We start from the raw sequence: 18,161 nt of genomic DNA on the forward strand, positions 1-18,161 counted from the left end.
ACTTTATTCTTATTGATAACTTTTGTATGAAGCCTTTTTATTCTAATTTCATCTGATATAGCGAAGATACAGCCGTGATATAAAGTTTGTTTCCCGTAACCAGCAAAGACGTGGGACGTTCGGGAGTCTCTATCGTCTTTATAAGCTTGCCTGTAGGGTCAAAAACAGAAATATCTCCGTTGGCTACATATACATTTCCGTTTGTGTCGGTAGCTACGCTCCGGTCGCCTCCATCGGCAAAGATGCGGCAATTCTGCAGAAAACCGTGGGCATCTATATCAGCCCGGATAACCCGTTGGTGGTATTCGTCCAGTACATAAACCGGTTTTCCCGGAATGCTTTTTATCAAGGAAGAACAACGGAACAGGTCTTCATAATAGGGAATGATGGTGACACCGTCGGGAGCCACAAAACATTGTTCCGGCTTCTTGCCGTTGTAATACTCGTTTTGGGTGATGGTCCGGTTGCCTGGATAGTAAACTAGCCCGGGTGCAGGGAACTGTTTCATGTCTTCCAAGGGCAAGATCCGGAAACTGTCATCCGGATTGTCGGGATGTATGGCATAGACTTTGGGTACATAGTTAAAACCCCACAATCCTCCCGCGCCTTTCCAGCCGAACAGAGGACGGTTGCCGTTGCGGGTGTCGTCATTGTGGTAACCCGGTTGGGAGATGTATTTGGTGACGACGAGCAGGTTGTCTTGCGTGTCGCAAGCCAGTGCTACCGCATTCCAGGGAAAGTCGGCGATGGATGTCACCTTCCCGCTTACAGGGTCTAGCTTGTAGATGCGTCGCATGCGGTGCTCACAGAAATAGATGTTTCCCCGGCTGTCTTGTGCCAACCCGTCTATAAACTCAAATCCGGAAACGATGGGTTCCATTTTTCCTGTTTCTTCACTGAGCGTATATTTACGGCTTTCCTTGCCGGTCAGGCAGAGGCGTGCAAGTTCCCAACGGCGTGCTTCACGGCGGGTGTTGACATCGTACAAGCTGGCGTTGGAAGTGAATTTTATGCGGGCGTGTGCATAGTTGTGAACGTTGAGGAACTCTATGTTCTCACAGTTCCAGGTACGTATGGCTGACGGGTAGGATTTCAACATGCGTGATACACGGTAGGAATAGAAATTGGCGAACACCAGATTTTTGCAGTCAATCAAGTCCAAAGGTTGCGTATCAATACCTTCAGCTTCCACTTCGAACTGGAAATCATAGATTTTCCAGTTGGCTACATTGCGGAAGATAGCTTCGTTGCGCAGATGATGTTCCAAAGACATTCCGTAGATGCGCCCCGGTGTTTCCGTATGACTGATGTAGAGTCCTGCCGAGCTGTATTCGTTGGCTGTCCATATATCCCGGAATGCGCCTCCTCCGCCATTGGTGATCCATAGGCTCCAATGTTGGTTGTCCCAGGCACGGGTAATGAGGTCATGAGTTTCGGGGGTGACGGGCATAGGCTCTTCCAAAGGATTGCCGGCACTTTGTCCGTTATGGAAAAAACGGGATTTGTCATGTCCGCTGAATTTGACATCGTACATGTAAGAACCTTCTCCTGCCATCCATTTGCAATTGACGGCCCGGTAGTTGTAGGCATCGGCGTTCAGGAAGATACCGCATACAATGTTTTTGCCGCCTTTGGGAGTAGTCAGTTGTGCTTGTGGGGCACCGAAACCGCTGAATGCGGGATTACCGCCCAACGTCAGCAGGATAGTGGTACCAGGATGCAGACCTACCAGATTGGTGTTCTGTTTCAGGGTCAACGGTTCTTTTACCACATACCAGCCTTGAGGGATGTAGATGTGGGCATACTTTTCTATTGCTTCCTGGAAAATGTGCGTATCATCGCTGAAACCGTCTCCTTTGGCACCCAAGTCGCGTATGTTGACCCATTGTTCCGTAGGTGGGAGCGTGGGAGTGTCACTGGCATCTAAAGGAGTGATGCCCTTGATGGGTTCTACCTCGGCCAGGCGTACTATTTGAGGAGTGTCCTCCAGACTGTCGGCATTGAATCCGAACGTAAAGCGGGTGACCCGGTAGGTCTTTCCCTTGCCGGATACCTGCTTGTTTATAGAACGTTCCAAAGCAAACAGGGGAACGTTCTTGCATTGTATATTTCTAAGATTGATTTGTGTTGCTGCATTTCCTGCATCTGTCAGGATAACTCCCGTACGGCGTACGTTTTCGAAGATACAATCTTCCATGAATAATCTGTCGGGAGCCTTTTCTTTGATTTCTACGGCTACGGGTACATTCTTGACCCGCATGCGGACAATGGTCAGTCCGCCTTCGTTAGTAAGGATGGCACTTTTACGTTGTCCTTCGAAGTACGAGTTCAACAACATAATAGGCCATCCGGGAGCTGACTTATCCGTATCGATTCCATACTCTCCTCCATAGATGGCGACATTCTCCAGGTGATTTCCGGCATCTGCAATACCGGCACGCCCTTTTCCCACATGGATGGTTACATTGGAAATGGAACAATGCTGTGCAAAATGCGCTCGGATACCGGTTGCGTTGGGATTGCCGTCTTCAATTCGGATATCTGCATTCAGCATCGAACTGTAGAAAGTGCCTGCATTGGCATCACTTACACGTCTTTCCGGGTGATAATTCCCGCCGATGAACCAGAAGAGATATTTCCCTTTGCCCGTTTCGCGGGTTACTTCCTGGAAACCGGGTGATTGTCTGGCAAGAACGAAAACCGGGCGTTTACTGCCATAACCGATGATGCGGACACCTGAGGGTACATAAATCGTTTTACTGAGCTTATATACACCTTCGGGAACGAAGAGGATACCACAACCGTTTTCTTTCTGTTTGGCCTGGTTCAACGCCTCTTGCAAGGCATTGGAAACATCCAGGCTCCCGTCTGCTTTCAGGTCGAAGTTCTCGGGAGTAAAATATACGGCCGCCTCGTCCGCCGGCCTGTCGGTAAAGACAGACCGGGGATTCTGGGCAGATATTCCTCCGGAGAGGATTACCATGAGGAGTAGAGTCAATGTTTTGATACGGTTCATGTTGTATATTGAAAATTAGGATTATAAAGGATAACGTTTGAGGCTTATTGTCATTTTTCCGCTGCCGTCGACATTATTTACATAAACATAGGCAGCCCATTTGCCGTCGGCAGTTTTCATAAATGCACTGTCATCCTTTTTTAGGTTCAATATATAATTCATAGCTCCATTTAAATCCAATGTCTCGAAATCGATATCATCTACATAAACCGCTGGGTTGCTTCCTTTCAACTGGGCGTCATGCACATTGGCACGTTGTTCCATAGGGGTATTGTTGGTAGCGCCTGAAGGAACAATGCCGCTGATTGCAATGAACTTGGGATCCGTTGCGGGAGATACAAAAGAATGTGCATAATCAAAGCCATTCAGCTTATCCTGATAGTTGTAGATGAAGTCAATCTTGCCAGACAGATTTTGGGCGTTTACTTCTTCCTTGGTATAGGCCTTCATGTCTTCGATGGAGAAATAGCAAGCACCTTCGTTCTCCAATTCGATGAGACGCTTCATGTCCATCTTGGAGATTTTGTAGTCAGGAGTTCTATAGGACACCCGGTCGCCTGTGCTGGAAATTCCGGTAAAGGTAATACTGAATGTTTTGCCTTTCGCCTCTTCGGGTACTACGTAATTGTAGCGCAAGGTAGCGGCAATCAAGTCGGTCTGGCTGGTTCCTACGGCAATGGTTGGATTGATGTAGTGGGCATCTACTTTCTCCATCATATTGGCGATAGAGGTATTGCCGTCCGTGGAGGCATCCTTGACGGTCTGGATAGGAACATCTTCCCCTGCACCGTAGTGAACGCCGTTGACGTCCATTCCTGTCTGTGCAGTAAACCAAGAATTCAATTCGAATCCAGTACCTGCCGCTCCGGCAATTGAAGCGACAGCTTCAGCCTTGCTTATTCTTCCATTGGTAGTTCCCATGGCATAAGCAAATTCTATTTTTTCTCCGGCTATGGCAGGAGAAACTGTCTTTTTGATCATGTCATTCTTGATGGCAGACTCGTCGTCATCGCTGCATGCGAAACAAGAGAGAGCAAGAAAGGACAGCATTGCATATTTTAATAGTTTCATAACAAAGTTCTGTTTCTTAAAGATTTATACTGGTTGATTATTCTCCTTGCAAAGTGATGGTAACCGTGTAGGTCTTTTTCACTTGGCGGTTACCGGAAATTACCGTGTATTGGCGGGGCTGGCTGAAATCAGTCCATACTCCCATGGCAGGAGTTACGATACAGTCTTTGGCAGTACCGCATTCCGGTTTCAGTTTTGTCATGTTGGTACCGAATTTCGCCACACCTGTAATGGTATTGTTTTCATCGTCAATGGTGACACCGCTTATCAATACGTCACGGTCATCCGGTCCTCTCAATATAAGTGAAGATATGTAACATTCTTCACTGTCTGTAAGCAGCAAACCATTCTCATCTACCGGATAGTCATTGCATGATTGAGACAAAAGACATATTATGATAAATGTCAAAAATTTATATAGGCTTTTCATATCATTCTTTTTGTTTTTAATAAACTTTTTGGTTATTGCTTATCTCCATGGAGTATTCTGAGTCAGATTCGGGTTGCGGTTTCTTTCACTTTCAGGAATCTGGTAGATATAGCTCTTTTGGAAATTGAGTTCAGATGCATTCTTGAACTCATCACGTATGCGTGAGCCGTTGGTATCGTATAAAGTAAGACCGTCACTGTTTGCCTCTCCCCAAATTTCATGAGTTTTTCTCCAGCGGCGGATATCGAATGGACGCATGCCTTCTGTTGCCAATTCTACAATACGTTCTTGTTCGATTGCATTGAAGAATGCCTCTGGAGTGGCATATTTGTCGGAAGTCAATGCGGGCAGATTACCACGGCTGCGGATTTTGTTCAGTAAAGCTATACATTCGTCCGTAGGTCCGGTTGTTTCGTTGACTGCTTCTGCATACATCAGATACACGTCAGCCAGACGCATCAGGTAGAAATCCTGTGGACCGTCTGTCCGTTCCCAACCGGCTTCCTGGCGTATCCATTTACGATAGATATAACCGGTTTGATTGCTGGCGTCGTTATTGATGTAACCGTTGGCTTCATTTCTTTCGCCAAACATCCAGACATATTCATCACCCATTGTCAAGCCGTCCGTTGATATCTTCTTGTAGGATTCGCCATCCCACATGATAGTCGATTTCATACGCCAGTCACGATTTTCATAGCTGGCACGGTTACGTGCTCCATTGGGTAGTGTGGCGTCTTTGGACAAGACGAGCTCATCACAGAAATCACCGGTAATGGTGGATTGGTAACGATTTACCAGACGGACAGTAGGCATAATCCAACATTGTGCATTACCGGTAGTACGGGTACCGAAGTCACGGAGCAAGCTTTCACCTTGACTGAGAGAAGGGCCGCCATAGGTAATGGAGAAGATGATTTCCGGGCAATTTTCATTGTAGTATTGGAATAATTCCCCGTAGTTCGGCTTTTCATAAGTACCGGGGTTTCCGTCTCCTAATATGGTCAGGCCGTAATCGTTGATTACTTTGCTGAAGTCCGAAGCCGCCGCAGCATAGTAGGTTTGGGCTACACTGCTGCTTGGTTCAAAACCTTCCAGTTCGGGCCATCCGTTTTTGTGCCAGCAGGCGTAGTATAATTCTATTTTAGCCTTGAATGCCAATGCTGCAACTTGTGTGGCACGTCCGTATTTGTCACCATAGCTTACGGGGAGTTTTTCGGAGGCATTTTGCAGGTCTGTGATCAGTTCGGGAATGATTGTGGCAATGGGAGTACGCGTTAGAGAGCATGCTTCGTCGTTGCCGCTGAGCACGTGGCGGTAGTAAGGAACATCACCCCAGTTCTGGACCAGGCGAAAGTAGGCCAATGCACGCAGGAAGTAGTTTTCGGCATTGATGGCTTCCAAAGAGGCTTTGACAGAAGCATTCTGTTCAGCCTCTATCATTTGCTCTACATAGAATATGGTATAATTGGCACGATTGATTACTCTATATGCATTGTTCCACATGCTGGAAAATCCGCTGCCGGGTGTGCCGGGACCCCATGAAGATATATTACCGACACTTTTGCCGCGGGTATTCTGGAATTCACCGTGGCCGTCATAATAGTAATCGGTTGCATACAAAGTACGCAATGCATTGTAAACACCGTAGGTAGAGGACAAAGCGTCATCTGTACTTGTCCAGAAGAGGTCCGAAGATACTTCTGTCGTAGCAGGGCGGTTCAGCAGGTCATCTATACAGGAAGATGTACAACCAAGCAGTCCGGCTAATGCTATATATTTAAGATATTTCATATTCTTACTTATTTGTTGAGTTATCAGAATTCAATATTCAAACCGATTGAGTAGGTCTTGACCAACGGATAAAGGTCATTCCCGTGAGGCTTCTCGGGATCAATACCTTTCCATGGAGTCAAAGTGAAAAGATTTTCACCGGATAAGTAGATACGTGCACGGTTGAAACCGATTTTCTGCATGTAACGTTCAGGAATAGAATACCCGATCTGCAGATTCTTTAAACGGAAATAATTCGTGTTGTAAGTCCAATATGTGCTTTCTTCACGGTTTTTGTTACCGCCGCTACCGTTTAGCAGACGAGGCAGGGAAGCGCCACGATTGTCCAGTGACCAGCTGTCATTCCAGTGGAATTGTTGGAACGCATAACGGTTATCCGGGATTTTGGTATTGTTTAAGTCATCCAGCCATACATCAGACCGTCCATAGTTGCCTTGGAATAGGGCCTGGATATCAAAACCGTTATAAGCACCGGTCAGCGTAATGCCAAATTGTCCCATGGGAGTGTCACGGTATTTGTCGGTATAGGCTTTTTTGTCAAGGTCACTGATCTTACCGTCACCGTTCAAATCCTTGAGTATGATATCACCCGGAGCATTGTAGGCGTCTCCTTGGTAAGGAGCATTATAGAGCTCATTCCAGCTTTGTACCAAGCCTGGATATGCCTCATAGATATAGAGGAAATGATAAGGCATATCAAGCATGATCCAACCGCGATTCAGGTAATCTCCCCATTTCTCAAGTTTGTTGACATTGTAAGAAGCGTTTACGTTGATGCTGTAGTCGAATTTACGGATACTGGAACGCCAGTTTAAGTTAACCTCGACACCACGGTTTCGCAGGTCGGCAACGTTGATATTGGGGGCAGAATAGCCGGTCAATAAGGAAGATATGCTGGAACCGCGGATCATACCGGTGGTAAAACGGTCATACCAGTCAAGTTCGGCTGTTAATTGATTGTTGAAGAATCCTAAATCCAGACCGATATTAATGACACGGGTTTCCTCCCAGGAAAGATCCTTGTTAATCATTTTATTGGCACTGAATCCGGTAGCGAGACTGCTATTCCCAACGATATAGTTGGTAGTTCCCATCGTTTCTTTTTGTTCGTAACGTCCTACACCGGAATTGTTACCCAAAGAACCATAAGAAGCACGGAACTTGGCGTTGCTGACTACTTTCTTCAATGGGCTGAAGAAGGCTTCTTCCGAGATGCGCCAACCTACGGCAGCTGACGGGAAGAATCCCCACTGATGTCCCTTGGCAAAACGGGAAGAACCGTCGGAACGGAAGTTAAATTCGAACAAGTATTTATCGAATAAAGTATAGTTGACACGGCCAATGAAAGAACGTAAGCCTTCGGACTCTGAGTTTCCACTGTTAGTCTGTACTTCTTTGGAAGCGGCATCCAATTCTTCAAGGCTGTTGTGTAAACGGTTCTTGCGGCCTGCGTTTAAATTGCGATGGAACCAGTATTCCTCGGCGGCATTGAACATGGCAGAAATATGATGTCCTTTAAAAATTTCCTTTTCATAAGAGATGCGTCCCTGAAACAATGTTTTATGGCCTTCCTGATTGGAGTTGTTGATGACATCACCGGTATCCGGCATGGTACGCGCTACGCTATTGGTCTGGAAGTTCATTTGATTCACTACGTTCTGGATACTTTTGCTGAACTGGTTATAATAACGCAGGGCATAGCTGACATTTAACTTCAAGTCCTTGATAGGTTCCCATTCCAAGTAAGCGTTTCCATTGAACTCTTTGCGGGAAGTGTTGGTACGATAAGCTTCGTATTCGGCAATGGCGTTACCGGCGGAAGCTGATTCTCCATAGGCCATGGCGCCACCGTATTCCCCTGTTTCGGGGTGTTTGTTCAAGATACCTGAGATGACGTACTTCAAACCGGCCGTTTCCAGACCGGCACCGCGGGGCGTCTGACGCTCTGACCAGCTACCGTCTGTCTTGATACCTACTTTTACATTGTCACGAATCTTATAATCCACGTTCAGACGCATATTGTAGCGGCTGTAGTCATTGTGGATTTGCAGGCCTTCTTGGTCCAGAATACCGATTGAAGTATAAAAGTTCATTTTATCCGTACCGCCGGATGCAGAGACTGTGTGATTCATAATGGCGCCTGTGCGGAACATTTCGTCGAACTGGTCGGTATTCGGGAACAGTATCGGATCAACCAGTCCCATCGCCATCCATTGTTCTACTGTACCTTGGCGGAAACTGGTAGATTTATTGCCGGTTGCCGCAGAACGCATCTGCATTGTCAATGCACGGCTATAATCTGCCAGGTAGTCGTAGAATTCTACCGGACTTGACCAGGCATAAGAACCGTTATAGCTAACCTTGGCCTTGCCTTCCTTCGCACCTCCTTTGGTGGTAATTAAAATGACACCGTTGGCAGCACGTGAACCGTAAACAGCCGATGAAGCCGCGTCCTTTAGAACAGAAATGCTTTCAATGTCGTTCATATTGATACGGTTGATATCGACGTCCGGCATTCCGTCAACTACAATCAACGGATCGGAATTGTTGATAGATCCCAGACCGCGTACTTTCAATGAAGCACCGTCACCGCCGGCAAAACCGGTTGTCTGGCTTACTACCAAACCCGGAACCAATCCTGAAAGGCTGGAAGATACGTTCGTTATGGAACGGCTGGCTATTTTCTCGTCTACTTTTACCGCTGCGACAGAACCGGTCAGGTTTACTTTCTTTTGAGTACCATAACCTACTACCACAACTTCATCCAGTGTTTGAGAGTCTTCTGCAAGAGTTACTACTATATTAGTTCTGCCATTTAAAGCGACTTCTTGTGTCGTATATCCGATGAAAGATACTACAAGTGTCGCGTTGGATGGAGCTTCGATGTTAAAATGTCCGTCAATGTCTGTGATTGTGCCGCCAGTGCCATCTTTGATCTTGATATTGGCACCGATAACAGCCTCTCCTGTATTGTCTTTTACAGTACCGGTAATTCTGGCATTTTGCGCCGTGATACTTCCGATACCGATAAAAAGCAATAGGAATACAAATAAATGTTTCATATTAGGCTAATTTTGAATGAATAAATTAAAGGTTAATTCTGATGGAAGAAGATGTACCTGCCATCATCTTCTGAAACATTACAAGTTGTATTTAACCGTTTTCTTGTAATGGATAAAATGTGTTCTCATAGGTGTTGTCTCATAGGCATCCTTTCTTTTTAGGGTTATCGAAATCAATTTTGGTTCTTAAAATTCAGAATGGATGATATACATTCTTTTATAAACTGCAAGCAAATATATGCGGATATGGCATTCGTATTTTGAAAAAGCCTACATCACAACTACATCAAATCTTATATTTTAATACATCTTTACTTTCTCAACTAATTTCTATGTGGTTGATTATTAGAGATATTTTAGAAAAAACACTACTGGTGGTGTATTTGTTAAAGACTGTACAACCTTATCTTAATCCGAACGAAATATATTATTTTTGTTCAAAAACATAAATGTTAGTACCTATGAAAACACCTTATTTTATACTTACCTTTTTATTGTTTGTAACTATACCGCTGAGGGCTGAATGGCAAAGGCCGGTAACTAACTATACCCGTCATACCTATAAAGGAGGGAACCAGAACTGGATGTTACAGCAGCATGAAAACGGTTGGTTGTATGCAGCCAATAATAATGGTTTGTTGGAGTTTGATGGTTTCAGCTGGAATTTGTATCCTATACGGAATGCCAAAGCGCGTGCCATGAAAATAGGTATGGACGGTCGTATTTATATCGGTGGAATCGGTCGTTTTGGATATTTTACTCCCAATAGGTTGGGAGGATTGGACTATACTTGCCTTTCAGACAGTTTACCTCCTAATTCAGTAGTCGGTGTTATATGGAATATTCTGCAGGATAAGGATAAGATCTATTTCCAGTCAGACCGTAGTCTGTTTTGTTGGAAAAATAACCGGTTGGAATACATAGAGTCTGCCGGAGAGATATATACTTCCGCTATTCTGTATAATAAGTTTTATGTCGGTGCAGCGGAGGGTATTCAGGTAATGGAAAACAAACATTTCAGGTTGATACCGGGATCGGAGACTTTAGGCAGAGTGTCGAGCCTGTTGCCTTATAATGGCAATATCCTGATAGTGACCCGCTATAACGGCTTATTTATCTATGATGGGGAGAGCATTCAAAGACATGCTTGTGTAGCTGATGACTTTATGCGGCGTAACCGTATTTTCTGTGCGGCACTTAACCGGTCCTTGCTGGCACTTGGTTCCGTGCAGGACGGAGTCTGTCTCTTGGATATGGAAAAGGATGAGATAAATGTGATTTCCATCAATAATGGCTTGCAGAACAAGACTGTGCTCAGTATGAGTTTTGATGCACGGGATAATCTTTGGCTGGGGCTGGATAATGGCATTGACTGCATTCATTTGAGTTCCCCCGTCTTTTCTTTATATGGCAATAAACCGGTGATAGGTTCAGGATACTCTTCTTGTCTGTATCAGAATAAACTGTACTTGGGAACCAATCAGGGACTCTATAGGACTGTTTCCCCCGATGAACTGAACAAGGAAATACCGATGGATTTTATACCGGGAACCGGTGGGCAGATTTGGTCATTTCTACGTTATGACAATAAACTGTTCTGCGCTTCGGACAATGGTGTCTATATCATTGAGGGGGATAAGATTGACCATCTGGACGGGCTTCGGAGAGTGAGGATTCTGGTTCCCCTGCATAATCGTCCGGACGTGTTGATAGCCGGCACCTATGGTAAATACAGCGGCTTGCACCTTCTGGAAAAGATTGCCGGCCATTGGCAAGTTGTTTGCAGGCTCAAGAACTTTACTTATGCAGCCAAGAGTCTCATGGCAGAAACTTCAGGCAATGCATTATGGGTAACCAACAAGGACCGTGGAGTTTGCAGGTTGGGTTTGTCGGATGATTTGAGAGAGGTAGTCAGTCTGAAAAAGTATAATCATAAGTTTTTCCCTTCTGGCTATGATACTTATCTGGCACGGGTCAATAATGAGATTGTTGTGACTTCTTATTATGGCTTATGGCGTTATAACCGGGCAAAAGACTGTCTGGAAGAGTATTTTGAGTTGGAAAACATGCTGGACGGTAAAGGAGCCTACACGTATATGACCATGGATATGGCCCATAATCTTTGGTATGTGTCGGGTGGGGCACTGAAACTGTTGCGGTATGATGCTGTGAAGAATTCCTATTCCAGGGATCCCCATGACATTTTTTTGAAAGGTTCCCTGATTGAGAACTACGAACATGTGGATGTATATGGAGAACAGGCCATAGTGGGTACGGAAGAGGGTTTCTCCTTGGTACGTTCTTCGTCTATGGCAGTCGGCAAGGAACTGTCGTCTTTACAAATACGCCGGGTGTATCTGACCGGACGGAGGGATTCACTGATATATGGCCGCAGTTATCGTTATGAAGATACACCGGTTATTATTCCCTATAATCATAATTCCCTGCGTATAGAATATAATGTAAATAACTATGACGCTGCCCGTTCAGCTCTTTTTTCTTACCGGTTGAGTGAGGGAGGCGATAAGGGAGAATGGAGTGAATTCAACGAGAATAGCGTGAAAGAGTTTACGGGTTTGCACGAAGGACAATATGTGTTTAGTGTCAAGTTGATGACCGAAAAGGACCAAGAGCCCGTAATGACTTCCTTTGCATTTGAAATACTGCCTCCCTGGTATCGTACCTGGTGGAGTCTGATGATCTATGTTGCCGCCGCCTGTCTGGTGCTGTTTTATGTCTATTGCCGGATAGTGGCCGGCAGGAAGCGTCTTCTGATGCAGAAGGAACTGGAACTTTACCGGCAGAAACAGGAATTCCAGAAGGAGAGTGATTTGAAGGATAAAAAAATAGATTCGTTGAGGGAGGAGAACTTGCAGGCGGAATTGCGTCATAAATCTGAGGAACTGATTCGTACTACCTTGAACATAGTCCGTAAAAATGAGATATTGATAGACATCAAGAAAGAAGTTCTGGGAATCTCACATTCCATCAGCGAGGAAAATCTGGTGTCTCTCCGGCGTAAGACACTCCGTCTGCTGGGACAGATTGAGACCAATATGGAGCATGATGATGATTTGCAGGCATTCCAGACTACGTTTGATTCGGTTCACCACGACTTCTTCAGCAAGTTGCAGGAAGCATATCCCGAACTGAACAGTAAAGATAAGTTGCTTTGTGCCTATATAAAGATGAATCTGCTGTCCAAAGAGATTGCTCCCTTGATGAATATTTCTTTGCGGGGAGTGGAAATCAGCCGTTACCGTCTGCGAAAAAAACTGGGATTGGAGGAAGGGGAGAACCTGACCGAATTCCTGCAGAAGTTCAGCCAATGATTATTGGTGGCTCCGTTGCAAAACCAGGAGGCTCTCGGGTCCCATATTGAACAGCAGGTCAATGATGCTCAGATTGGGCAGAAAGCCAAGTCTCTCCTGGAACACCTGGTAATAGGGTTGTGGGGAGAACTCCGTATCTTCGAGCGTAAAGTCCTTCTTGGGGTGAATGCGTTCGCGGAAATCATCCTCGTCCGGCATAAACTCAGTATGGTATTCAGAAGTACGTACCATGGTGGGCTGGATATCAACAAGCGAACAGACCAAATGGCAGAGTTCTTCGTTGAAATCTATTAGGAACTCATACTTTTTCTCATAAAAAGGGCGGAAATCATCTTTGTAATATTCGAAAAAAGGAGTATGATTGTAGGCGGATTCGATGGCATTCCAGTGTAGGTGCCTCCAGTTGCCATGGTCAGAGATACGGATATCCTTCATGGGGCATTTCAAGGTGTCCGGCTTGACGGTAGGAATGGAAAGTGCCAGTTCCCCGTCCGGTGCCGCGATAGTACAACGGTTACGATAGGTCTGTTTGACATAATGGTCGTGTTGCTCCATGCACACTTTATCGTAGGATAATAATTTGGTATAATATTCTACCGGTGCCAGATAGGCGGAAGAAAGAAATACAGTTTTCATCGGGATTGTTTACGGATTAGAAGATTTACTATTTTATTTTATTCCTTGCCACATTCTGTCCCACCGGTAGCCGCTGAAAAGCCCTTTTCCTTTCTCTTTGGAGAACCAGATGACAGTAGCCTTGCCGATGATATGGTCTTTCGGAACAAAACCAAACAGGCGGGAGTCGGAAAGGTTGATTGAGTTGTTTGCACCTACCCAATAGTAGTCTTTGGTAAAATAACAATGTTGGGCAGGTTTGCCTTCTATATATAGCGTATCATGCTTGATTTCAGCCTGTTTCTTTTCATGAAGCACCAACGTGTTGCGTAGCAAAGTCATGTTCCAGGGATAGACACGTACAACTTTTCCTTTTCCCGGAACAATCAGAGGCCTCAAAGCCTCAATAGAGTCTTCCTTGACAGTAGGTTCTATCCAGCAGTTTCCGTTCAGGGCTTGTTCCAGCAGATAGTATTCATAGCGGCTGAAGCTGCGTACGTTCTTTACGGAATCTTGTCCTAGCAATTCGTTGGGGCGGATGGAAAGGATGGACAGGAGCGAGTCCAATTGGCGTTCCTTTGCTTGGGGATAGGTGTAGAGAAACTTTTGGTCGGGCGCATTCTTCTCCGAAGGAATTACGGAGAAGAGGGAATCTATCAATAAAGTATCTCCGGGCCTTCCGAGGCAGCGGCTGATGAAAACCTCCCGTCTGTCGATGACAGGTTCCGAGAGATTGGCGGGATTGTTGAATACCAGAATATCCTCTTTCTGCACCGGGCGGTCTGCCCAACGGTGGTAACCTGTCCACTTCATGAACGGCAGCCGCAGGCCGTAACTCCACTTGTTGACAAGGATACGTTCACCCTGGTACAATGAATTTTCCATCCCGGAAGAAGGAATCAGGCAGGAAGTGGCAACACATCCCCGCAGCAATACCACGACGAGTATTACTCCGACTATTGCCATCGCTATCTTCCAGCTTTTTTTCATTCGAAATCAATTGATTAAAGAATGAAAAGCGGGCATGCACCTTTCATTCTTTACTTCCCTCATTCTTTAATTAATAGTGTCCACCCACTTGAATATGCGGTTCCAACGGATCTTTCCGTCAAACCAGCCCCGGTCCTTATCCAGTGACAGCCAGACAACGATAGGTTTACCGACTACGTGGTCTTCGGGAACGAATCCCCAATAGCGGGAATCGGCAGAATTGTGACGGTTGTCGCCCATCATCCAGTAGTAGTCCATCTTAAAGGTATAACTGTCGGTCTTTTCACCGTTGATGTAGATGCCATCCGGCTTTTGTTCCAGTTTATTGCCCTCATAGGCAACGATACAACGCTCATAGACGGGCAGGTTATCCGGAGTCAACCGGATGGTAGCGCCCTTGGCGGGAATCCATATCGGACCGTAATTGTCGCGGGTCCATCCGCTGTAAAGGTTCAACGGATACATTTGTCCGGAGAATGCATCGGATTCTTTTATGATGCGGCTGACGAGTTTCTTGTTTCCGAGAAGCGTGTCATACATCTTTTTAGTAAGCGGCAGGTGGTAAACCGGAGCCAGCCTGCCTTGTGCGTCACGACGGTCCAGTCCCATCTCTATCAAGCCTTCTTCCCATCCGAGGTTTTCGGTCATTAATGTCTGGTCATCCTTGCTGATGCCCAGTTCGCGGAACATCTCCTCCGGAATGTAGGGACCGGTAGTCTGCACGAAGTAGTTGAATTGCATCTCTTCCGGGTTCTTGATGGCTTTGCCGTCGATATATACCTGTCCGTCCTTGATTTGCAAGGTATCGCCCGGCAGGCCGACACAACGCTTCACGTAGTTCTCCCGACGGTCAACGGGGCGTACGACCACCTTTCCGTACATCTGCGGATTGGAGAGAATCTGTTTGCGGCCTGCATTGTAATACAGGTCGTAAACGGTACGTTGCTGGTCACGTGTCAGGCTGTCCATGTTTATCTTATTGGGATATACACGTTGACCGGCTTCGTAGGCGATCGTGTAGAAATCAGACTGCTGGTAATTGGTTGCCACCGTATCACCGGCAGGGAAGTTGAACACGACAATGTCGTTCAGCTTCACTTTCCCGAATCCCGGCACGCGCTTGTATTTCCACTGGGGCCATTCTATATACGATTTGCTGTTCAGTATCGGCAGCGTATGCTGTGCCAGCGGCATGGACAGCGGCGTATTCGGCACACGCGGGCCATAACTCATCTTGCTTACATACAGGAAGTCGCCTACCAGCAGGGATTTCTCTAAGGATGAAGACGGTATCTGGTAATTCTGGAATATATAGATATTCACGAAATAGACGGCTACCAGTGCAAACACAATGGCATCCACCCAACTCATGATACCGCGTACGGCAGGATTTTTGGACTTTTTCCAGAACCCCCAGGGTATTTTCTTGCTGATGTAAATGTCGAAAATGAAAGGTACTACTATCAGTCCCCACCAGCTTTTTACCCAGATAAGGAAGGCAAAGTAAAGCAGGGTAATGATACCGAACTTAATCCATTGGGCACGTGTTGCTTTTCTCATATTGTTCTAGTCATTTAAAAACGGAAATAAATCACTCATTCCCAGGAAACCTTCGTGCCGGGCAGTATATTCGGCGGCAAGAACGGCACCCAATGCAAAGCCTTTACGGTTTTTGGCATCGTGGGTGATTGTAATACTGTCTGCTTCAGAATCATAACGGATGCTGTGGATGCCCGGAACTTCTCCTTCGCGGACAGAACTTACGGACAGCTCGTTGGCGGCACATCGGGTACTCCCTGAAACCATTCCGTCAGGAGCCTGGAAAGTTCCTTCCACCCATTTGTCCTTGCGGTCAAGGTTTTCCAAGATACCTTCGGCTAGAGTGATGGCTGTACCGCTCGGGGCATCCAGCTTATGGATGTGGTGCGTTTCGCTCATGGATACGTCGTATGCCGGAAACCGGTTCATGATTTTTGCGAGATACTTGTTGACGGCCGAGAAGATGGCTACTCCCAGGCTGAAGTTGGAGGACCAGAATAAGGTCTTGCCGCCTTCGGTACACAGCCTCTTTACTTCTTCTCCATGTTCGGCCATCCAGCCGGTACTGCCCGAGACGAGTTTTACTCCGGCATTGAAGGCTTTCATGTAGTTGCTGTATGCTACCATGGGATTGGTAAATTCTATGGCAACGTCGGCGCTCCGGAAAGCTGCCGATTCAAAGTCTTCCTGATTGTCAACGTCGATGATGCTGACGATCTCATGTCCGCGGTCAAGGGCAATCTTCTCGATTTCCTTGCCCATTTTCCCGTAACCGATTAATGCGATTTTCATTGTTCCTTTTGTATTTATTCAGTTTATCAACAAACTATAGGATGCAAAGATAATCTTTTTCTTACATTTGCGCTCTACATTAACGTCTTGTTAACAATGGAACAACTACTGCATTACGTCTGGAAGCATAAAATATTTCCTTTGGGGATGCTCCGGACGACCTCCGGACAACCGGTCGAAGTGATAGATCCCGGTTTGCCCAACAGGAATGCAGGCCCCGATTTCTTCAACGCCAAGTTAAAAATAGACGGCACTCTCTGGGTGGGGAATGTCGAAGTACACATGCAGGCATCGGACTGGCTGCGCCACGGGCACAACCGGGACAAAGCGTATGATACCGTGATCCTGCATATCGTGGGGGATACCGATTGTGAGGTATATCGTACCAATGGTGAATTAGTTCCCCAGGTATTGCTTTCTTGTCCCGAACCGGTCCGGCAGCGCTACGATGAGTTGAGGCAGGCGGAGATTTATCCGCCTTGCTATTCCATTCTCGGTTCCCTTCCCAAACTGACGGTTCATTCTTGGCTGTCGGCCTTGCAGGTGGAACGTTTCGGGCAGAAAGCACGTTCCATATCCAGAAGGCTGGAGCAATGCAACAATCATTGGGAGGATGTGTTTTTCATCACCCTTGCCCGTAACTTCGGATTCGGGCTGAATGGAGACGCTTTTGAATCTTGGGCCGGTCATCTTCCATTCCGTGCAGTGGATAAACACCGGGACAATCTTTTCCAGGTGGAGGCTTTCTTCCTGGGGCAGGCAGGTTTGCTGGAAGAAGAGATTGCCGGAGCCGACGCCTATTATCAGAAATTGCGGAAAGAGTTTTGTTATTTACGGCATAAGTTTGGTTTGCCTGCTCCCATGTCCGTTGAGCAATGGCGTTTCTTGCGTCTCCGTCCCGGTAATTTCCCTCATGTCCGTCTGGCACAACTTGCCTGTCTGTACCATAAGGAGCGGGCGTTGTTTTCCCGGGTCATGGAGGCGGAAACCCTGGAGGCGGTAAAGACGATATTGACGGCGGAGACTTCTCCCTACTGGGAAGAACATTTTAATTTCAGGAAGGTTTCTTCCCATAGGGCAAAAAGGGTGGGGGAGAGTGCCTTGAACCTGATAGTCATTAATACCGTTATTCCGTTCCTTTACACCTATGGCCTGCACAAAGCCGATGAAATGCTTTGCGAACGGGCTACCCGCTTTCTGGAAGCTTTGAAAGCCGAGAACAATTACGTGACCCGTCTATGGAGCGGTGCCGGGTTGCCGGTATATACTGCCGCCGATTCGCAGGCTTTGCTCCAGCTTCAGAAGGAGTATTGCGAAAAGAAGGACTGTCTTCGCTGCCGGTTCGGTTATGAGTATCTGAGGCGTCAGTGAAGAATCTTTGTTCAAAGCTTGTGAATATCCGTTCGCAAGCTTTGAATATATGTTCGCAGCCTGCGGATATCCGTTCGCGCACTGCGAACAGAGTTTTCTCTTAACTCTTTCCACTTTTAGTCTTAGCTTCGGAAGTTTTTGCAGCAGCC

The 18,161-nt window shown here is 46.4% G+C and carries 11 protein-coding genes; 2 read left to right on the forward strand and 9 right to left on the reverse strand.

The window, feature by feature from the left end:
- Positions 1-37: 37 nt before the first annotated feature.
- From HMPREF9446_RS02630 to HMPREF9446_RS02650, 5 genes are read right to left on the reverse strand one after another with little or no spacing between them, the layout of a single operon-like run.
- Positions 38-3,016 (reverse strand): glycosyl hydrolase family 28-related protein, encoded by a 2,979-nt coding sequence (locus tag HMPREF9446_RS02630; protein ID WP_009123848.1) that lies wholly within the window; start codon positions 3,014-3,016, stop codon positions 38-40.
- A 21-nt stretch (positions 3,017-3,037) separates the two neighbouring features.
- Positions 3,038-4,087 carry a DUF4466 family protein gene (locus HMPREF9446_RS02635; RefSeq protein WP_009123849.1) on the reverse strand — a complete coding sequence of 350 codons (1,050 nt, stop codon included), beginning with the start codon at positions 4,085-4,087 and terminating at the stop codon, positions 3,038-3,040.
- Positions 4,088-4,124: 37 nt separating this feature from the next.
- On the reverse strand, positions 4,125-4,517 hold the full coding sequence (locus tag HMPREF9446_RS02640) for a DUF5018 domain-containing protein (protein ID WP_009123850.1): 393 nt from the start codon (positions 4,515-4,517) through the stop codon (positions 4,125-4,127).
- Between the two features lie 39 nt (positions 4,518-4,556).
- On the reverse strand, positions 4,557-6,311 hold the full coding sequence (locus tag HMPREF9446_RS02645; RefSeq protein ID WP_009123851.1) for a RagB/SusD family nutrient uptake outer membrane protein: 1,755 nt from the start codon (positions 6,309-6,311) through the stop codon (positions 4,557-4,559).
- Positions 6,312-6,334: 23 nt separating this feature from the next.
- Positions 6,335-9,373: a SusC/RagA family TonB-linked outer membrane protein gene (locus HMPREF9446_RS02650; protein ID WP_009123852.1), complete on the reverse strand. Its 3,039-nt coding sequence runs from the start codon at positions 9,371-9,373 to the stop codon at positions 6,335-6,337.
- A gap of 449 nt (positions 9,374-9,822) precedes the next feature.
- Here HMPREF9446_RS02650 and HMPREF9446_RS02655 point away from each other — a divergent pair, with 449 nt between their 5' ends.
- Entirely contained in the window at positions 9,823-12,705 is a 2,883-nt protein-coding gene (locus HMPREF9446_RS02655) for a ligand-binding sensor domain-containing protein (protein WP_009123853.1), read from the forward strand.
- Here the strand turns inward: HMPREF9446_RS02655 and HMPREF9446_RS02660 are convergent, their stop codons facing one another.
- From HMPREF9446_RS02660 to dapB, 4 genes are all read right to left on the reverse strand, one after another.
- Positions 12,706-13,341, reverse strand: coding sequence for a WbqC family protein (locus HMPREF9446_RS02660; RefSeq protein WP_009123854.1), 636 nt, complete (start codon positions 13,339-13,341; stop codon positions 12,706-12,708).
- A gap of 33 nt (positions 13,342-13,374) precedes the next feature.
- Complete coding sequence (lepB, locus tag HMPREF9446_RS02665; RefSeq protein ID WP_009123855.1) at positions 13,375-14,310, reverse strand: signal peptidase I; 936 nt, start codon at positions 14,308-14,310, stop codon at positions 13,375-13,377.
- A 66-nt stretch (positions 14,311-14,376) separates the two neighbouring features.
- Positions 14,377-15,870, reverse strand: a complete 1,494-nt coding sequence (locus HMPREF9446_RS02670) for a S26 family signal peptidase (protein ID WP_009123856.1) — start codon at positions 15,868-15,870, stop codon at positions 14,377-14,379.
- Positions 15,871-15,876: 6 nt separating this feature from the next.
- The gene (gene dapB / locus HMPREF9446_RS02675) at positions 15,877-16,641 is read right to left on the reverse strand and encodes a 4-hydroxy-tetrahydrodipicolinate reductase (protein WP_009123857.1); all 765 of its coding nucleotides are present in this window, start codon (positions 16,639-16,641) and stop codon (positions 15,877-15,879) included.
- A 96-nt stretch (positions 16,642-16,737) separates the two neighbouring features.
- Here dapB and HMPREF9446_RS02680 point away from each other — a divergent pair, with 96 nt between their 5' ends.
- Positions 16,738-18,012 carry a DUF2851 family protein gene (locus HMPREF9446_RS02680; protein ID WP_009123858.1) on the forward strand — a complete coding sequence of 425 codons (1,275 nt, stop codon included), beginning with the start codon at positions 16,738-16,740 and terminating at the stop codon, positions 18,010-18,012.
- Positions 18,013-18,161: the final 149 nt, after the last annotated feature.

This window comes from Bacteroides fluxus YIT 12057 (genome assembly GCF_000195635.1).
GTDB lineage: Bacteria > Bacteroidota > Bacteroidia > Bacteroidales > Bacteroidaceae > Bacteroides > Bacteroides fluxus.